Genomic DNA, 5,778 nt, shown 5'->3' on the forward strand with positions numbered 1-5,778 from the left:
TCTCCCTTAATTTCAAATTTGGATGCCTAATCCTATGCAACAACGTGTCATCGTCGGAATGTCTGGTGGTGTAGATTCATCTGTGTCTGCAGCACTTCTACTTCAACAAGGTTATCAGGTTGAAGGTCTTTTCATGAAAAACTGGGAAGAAGATGACGGCACAGAATACTGCACGGCAATGGATGACCTTGCCGATGCTCAGGCCGTTTGTGACAAGATCGGAATTAAACTGCATACTGCCAACTTTGCGATGGAATATTGGGATCGCGTATTCGAGCATTTCCTGGCTGAATATGCGGCCGGCCGTACCCCAAACCCGGATATCTTATGTAATAAAGAAATTAAATTCCGTGCCTTCCTGGATCATGCGATCAACCTGGGTGCCGACTTTATTGCAACTGGTCACTATTGTCGTCGTGGTGAAACCATGACCAATTCTAAAGGTGATCAATATGCACCTTTATTGCGTGGCGTAGACAACAATAAAGACCAGACTTACTTCCTGCATGCCGTTCATGGTCGTGAAATTAACAAGACTTTGTTCCCAGTGGGTGAAATTGAAAAGCCGCAAGTGCGTAAAATTGCAGAAGAATTAGGTCTTGCTACAGCGAAGAAGAAAGACTCGACGGGCATCTGTTTTATTGGTGAACGCCGCTTTAATGACTTCTTGAAGCAATATTTGCCGGCACAACCCGGAAAAATCGTGCTAGAAGACGGTAAAGAGGTTGGTGAACATCACGGCTTAATGTACTATACGCTCGGTCAACGCGGCGGGATCGGCATTGGCGGTATGAAAGGCGCTGAAGAAGGTGCCTGGTTTGTACTGCACAAAGATATCGAGGGTAACCGTCTCGTGGTTGGTCAGGGCCATGAACATCCACTAATGCAAAGCACCATGCTTTGGAGTGAAGCGATTGACTGGGTAGCTGGTGAGCAGGAGATCTCTGAATCAGGTTTCCGCTGTACAGCAAAAACCCGCTATCGTCAGCCTGATCAAGCGTGTACCATTTATAAGGATCCAGAAACACCCCAAGGTGTTCGGGTAGAATTTGATCAGCCACAACGAGCTGTGACCTCAGGTCAAAGCGTGGTGTTCTACTCAGGTGAAGTATGTTTGGGTGGCGGTGTGATTCATCATACCAATGCACCTAAACCTGATTTTATATAAGGATGAGGTCGGCATGACGAAATTACCTTTTCAACAGGCCACAGCGTTGAATGTTCGTCAAAACCGTGCTTTGGCGTTAGCGGGTGTGTTTCAGGCCACCCAGCTGACCCATATGACTGCTTTAACCGGTCAGCAAAGCATTGGGGAAAGTGGTAATTTCTATTTTGAACAGCTGATTAAAGCCAGTTTAAATATCCGACCAAGCGGCTCGCTCAATGTCCAGACCCTGGATTTGTTTAATCAGCTGGCTGATATTTCTCTCGGATTAAAGACCTTAGAAAGTTCCATTACTCAACCCTTCGATACCAGCCCAAAATCCAGAATTCCAAAACTTTCCAGCACCAAACTTCCTATGAGCTATGCGATGGCACTTCTTCAGTTAGAAAAGAAGGTCTACAGCAATCCTAAATTTGTTGAAATTATTGAACAATCCCAGCAAAAAATTCTAAGACAGCTCTCCTTTTTCGATAATAACTATATGCACCCCAGCATCATTGCCAATCTCGCACAAACCTATGTGGATACTGCCGGACAGATTAATCCGCGCATTATGGTGCGTGGCAATGCTGAAGCCTTTAAAGATGCCGGTCACACCAACCGTATTCGTGCTTCATTGTTTACTGGCCTGCAGATGGCGCACCTATGGCATCAACTCGGCGGCAGTTCCTGGGGTATGGTTTTTGGCAAGCGCAAGCTGCTACAGGATATCCAAAATCTCGCGCGCTTACAGTTTCAGGCAGTTTAACTGATGCTGTACGCGTATCTCGTTTTTCGTTTAATTCCAAAATTTAGGGAATCGATATGAACGCTTTAACTGCACTTTCTCCATTAGATGGACGCTACGCTAGCAAATGTGATGCGCTGCGCCCTTTTCTTTCTGAGTTTGGTCTGATCCATGCTCGTGTGACTGTTGAAGTGCGTTGGTTACAAGCGCTTGCCAACCGTCCTGAAATCACTGAAGTGCCAGCTTTCTCATCTGAAACCAATGCAGCACTTGATGCGATCGTTGCAAATTTCTCTGAAGAAGATGCAAACCGCATTAAAGAGATTGAGCGTACGACTAACCATGACGTAAAAGCGGTTGAGTATTTCCTGAAAGAAAAAATTGCAGGCATTGAAGAACTGAAAAATGCAGGCGAATTCATTCACTTTGCATGTACTTCTGAAGACATCAATAACCTGTCTCATGCATTAATGCTGAAAAGCGGTCGTGATGTACTGGTTGAGTCTATGCAACAAATCATTGATTCAATTGTTGCATTAGCTGAAAAACATGCTGACCAACCAATGTTGTCTCGTACACATGGTCAAACAGCGAGCCCAACCACTTTGGGTAAAGAAATGGCGAACGTGGCTTACCGTCTTGCCCGTCAAATCAAACAGTTCAAACAAGTTGAGCTACTGGGCAAAATTAATGGTGCAGTGGGTAACTACAATGCGCATCTTTCAGCTTACCCAGACATCAACTGGCCTGCGCATTCACAAGCATTTGTTGAATCTTTAGGTTTGACTTTTAATCCGTACACCACTCAGATCGAGCCACATGACTACATGGCGGAACTGTTTGATGCGCTTCGTCGTTTCAATACCATCTTGATCGATTTTAACCGTGACGTTTGGGGTTATATCTCGCTCGGTTTCTTCAAGCAAAAACTAAAAGAAGGCGAAGTGGGTTCTTCAACTATGCCGCATAAAGTTAACCCGATTGATTTTGAAAACTCAGAAGGTAACTTAGGTATTGCCAATGCAGTTCTTGCGCATCTAGGTGAAAAACTGCCTATTTCTCGCTGGCAGCGTGACCTGACTGACTCAACTGTTCTTCGTAACATGGGTGTAGGTTTTGCGCAAAGCTTGATCGCGTTTGAAGCTTGCTTAAAAGGCGTGGGTAAACTTGAACTGAATGCTGCACGTATTGATGAAGACTTAGACAATGCTCAAGAAGTCTTGGCTGAACCAATTCAAACGGTTATGCGTCGTTATAACGTTGAAAAACCATACGAAAAATTAAAAGCATTGACTCGTGGTCAGGCAATGACTCGTGACATGATGGTTGATTTCGTAAACGGTAACGAATTAGAAGCTGTTCCTGCAGCAGATCGTGCTCGTTTGGCTGAAATGACACCTGCAACCTATACAGGTAATGCATCTGAACAAGCAAAACAAATTAAAGACTTAATCGCTAAAATCTAATTTAGACAATTAAGACCAAAAGCGAAGCTCCGGCTTCGCTTTTTTTATTTATAATCATGTCTAACTTTAAGAAAAATGATATAGAAATAGATGATGGATCATCGATTAAGCAGCAAACATTTTGTTAGTTTAGGGATTTTGGCAATTGCGATTATCTTTGCCAGTATTCATCCTTTAGAAATGGAATCTTATCTGCTCCATCAAACAGGTACGGTTTTTATGATCGTTATGTTGATCTTGTGCCTGTATAAAATCGGATTGAGCTTTTTCAGTTTCAACCTTTATCTGGCTTTTCTGCTGATTCATGTGGTTGCTGCACATTATCTGTATTCTTATGTACCTTATAATGAATGGACTCAGATACTCTTTGGCTTTGACCTGAATACTGCCATGGGCTGGTCACGCAACATGTTTGACCGTTTTGTGCACCTAGCTTTTGGCCTTCTACTTTACCCAGTATTTTACCGGCTATTTCAGGTCTGGCTGCCGCAGCAAAAACCATTCACAGTTTTTTTGTTAGTCATTTAATTTGTCATGGCAACCAGTCTGATTTATGAATGGATCGAATGGCTGATTGCGATTGGCTTATCCCCTGACCAGGCAGAAAGTTATAATGGTCAGCAAGGCGACATGTGGGATGCACATAAAGATATGTTTTTAGCAACAGTTGGGTCGATGTTTACGGGTGCACTGATGCTGATTTCACAAAATAAAAAAAGCTCATTAAAATGAGCTTTTTAGATCATCATGAATTAAAGTTTTGAATCATGGATTTAATTACCTTCATGTTTTTCAATTATGGAAGTGGGCAATATCGCTTCCAATCATCTTTCATTTTTTGCAATTCACTCCCCGTCAATATCTCGCTGTAATAAATGAAATAGATTGCATCAGGATATTGAATTTCATGGCGGAACATCATGCCACGCAGTGACACAGATAACTCCTCAGGAAAATCCTCTAAATTCAATTCTTCAAACTCGTAATTAAAATAACAGTTTTGCGTTGCAAGATATGCTTCAGCGACAGCCATGTTTCTGCTCTAACAGTAAAATATGCTTTATTTTATCTGATTAGCTTCAGTGATGGTCGGCATTTCAGTGGGGTCAATCCATTTAACAAACTTAGATTTTGACAAGTGTGGGTATTTAAACTTATCTAAATACTCAAAACAGACCCTTTGCCCTTTCGGCATTTTCTCAGAATCCTTATCGAAATATAAATAACGACTATACTTGGCACCATTGAAGCGAATGATTAGGCTTTCATGCTGAGTTCCACCTCGAGTTTTATATACCTGATAAGACTGCACCACACCACATTCTTTCGATGGAGTAACGGGTGGATTATTTGGCTTTAAAACACCATATAACAGAAAAATACATGCACCAGGTAGAAAGCTCAGCCAAAACAGAATCTTCTTCGAATCATTATTTATGAGTTTGGCTTCAGCATAGAGCATACATAACATCGGAATAAACACGATGCTAAAGAATCCCAATAATAAAATAAACGTGAGCATATGAGCCTAGACTCAATCAAAGTACTTCACTTATATCATAATGATTTGATTTCAAAAATGAAAAAGCCCACCGAAGTGAGCTTTCCATATCATTTTCAGAGCAATAAATTAAAGTTTCGGATCACGCATCTGAACCAGATTCGAATTGGCTTTCGTCAGCGTGTCGACTACTTTGTTCATCACTGCAGGGATCAAAGAATCAGCAATTTGTGCTGCCTGCAAACCCAGTTTTTCACCTAAAGTTGGTTTCTTACGTGTGTTGATCGTATACACATCATGCTGAGGCAATAAACCCAACACATACTCATCCGATGTTTGCAGCTTATCCACCAGATTTAGATCCAGCGCATCCTGGCCATACCAGTGCTCACCTGTTGCCACTTTTTCAACATTGAGTTGCGGACGATACTTTTCTACAAAGTGCTTAAATAGCGCATGCGTTTGCTGAATTTCTTCTTCAAACTTGGCTTTACCTTCTTCAGTATTTTCCCCGAACATGGTTACGGTACGTTTGTACTCACCTGCCGTAAACAGTTCAAAGTCAATCTTGTTGTCTTTCAACAGACGGTTAAAGTTCGGCACTTGAGCAACTACACCAATTGAACCCACAATCGCAAACGGGGCAGAAATAACTTCGCTGGCAATACATGCCATCATATAACCACCGCTAGCAGCGACTTTATCGACGCAAATCGTCAAATGGAATCCTGCTTCACGTAATCGCACCAGTTGGGCAGCTGCCAGACCATAGCCGTGCACCATACCACCTGGACTTTCCAAGCGTACGATTACACGGTCGCGTCCAGCTTTTGCCGTTGCCAGAACCAGGGTAATTTCTTCACGTAGCTGTTCAACTGCAGAAGCAGCAGTATCTCCTTTAAAATCGAGCACGTAGATT

The 5,778-nt window shown here is 42.5% G+C and carries 6 protein-coding genes and 1 pseudogene; 4 read left to right on the plus strand and 3 right to left on the minus strand.

Features of this window, described 5'->3' with window-relative positions; translation table 11 throughout:
• The first annotated feature begins 34 nt into the window (after positions 1-34).
• The 4 genes and pseudogenes from mnmA (at position 35) to B4033_RS12690 (ending at position 4,090) form a co-directional block, all read left to right on the plus strand.
• Entirely contained in the window at positions 35-1,168 is a 1,134-nt protein-coding gene (gene mnmA / locus B4033_RS12675) for a tRNA 2-thiouridine(34) synthase MnmA (protein WP_286834496.1), read from the plus strand.
• Between the two features lie 13 nt (positions 1,169-1,181).
• Entirely contained in the window at positions 1,182-1,913 is a 732-nt protein-coding gene (hflD, locus tag B4033_RS12680) for a high frequency lysogenization protein HflD (protein ID WP_286834497.1), read from the plus strand.
• Between the two features lie 56 nt (positions 1,914-1,969).
• Positions 1,970-3,358 (plus strand): adenylosuccinate lyase, encoded by a 1,389-nt coding sequence (gene purB / locus B4033_RS12685; protein WP_004810482.1) that lies wholly within the window; start codon positions 1,970-1,972, stop codon positions 3,356-3,358.
• A 90-nt stretch (positions 3,359-3,448) separates the two neighbouring features.
• Positions 3,449-4,090, plus strand: a pseudogene (locus B4033_RS12690) (DUF2238 domain-containing protein).
• Between the two features lie 64 nt (positions 4,091-4,154).
• Here the strand turns inward: B4033_RS12690 and B4033_RS12695 are convergent.
• The 3 genes from B4033_RS12695 to sohB form a co-directional block, all read right to left on the minus strand.
• Positions 4,155-4,391 (minus strand): hypothetical protein, encoded by a 237-nt coding sequence (locus tag B4033_RS12695; RefSeq protein ID WP_286834499.1) that lies wholly within the window; start codon positions 4,389-4,391, stop codon positions 4,155-4,157.
• Between the two features lie 27 nt (positions 4,392-4,418).
• A complete protein-coding gene (locus tag B4033_RS12700; RefSeq protein ID WP_286834500.1) occupies positions 4,419-4,880 on the minus strand; it encodes a hypothetical protein in 462 nt (153 codons plus the stop codon).
• A gap of 108 nt (positions 4,881-4,988) precedes the next feature.
• A partial coding sequence (gene sohB / locus B4033_RS12705) for a protease SohB (RefSeq protein ID WP_286834502.1) occupies positions 4,989-5,778 on the minus strand: 790 nt, incomplete at its 5' end.

It is taken from the genome of Acinetobacter sp. UBA3132 (assembly GCF_002364825.1).
Lineage (GTDB): Bacteria > Pseudomonadota > Gammaproteobacteria > Pseudomonadales > Moraxellaceae > Acinetobacter > Acinetobacter schindleri.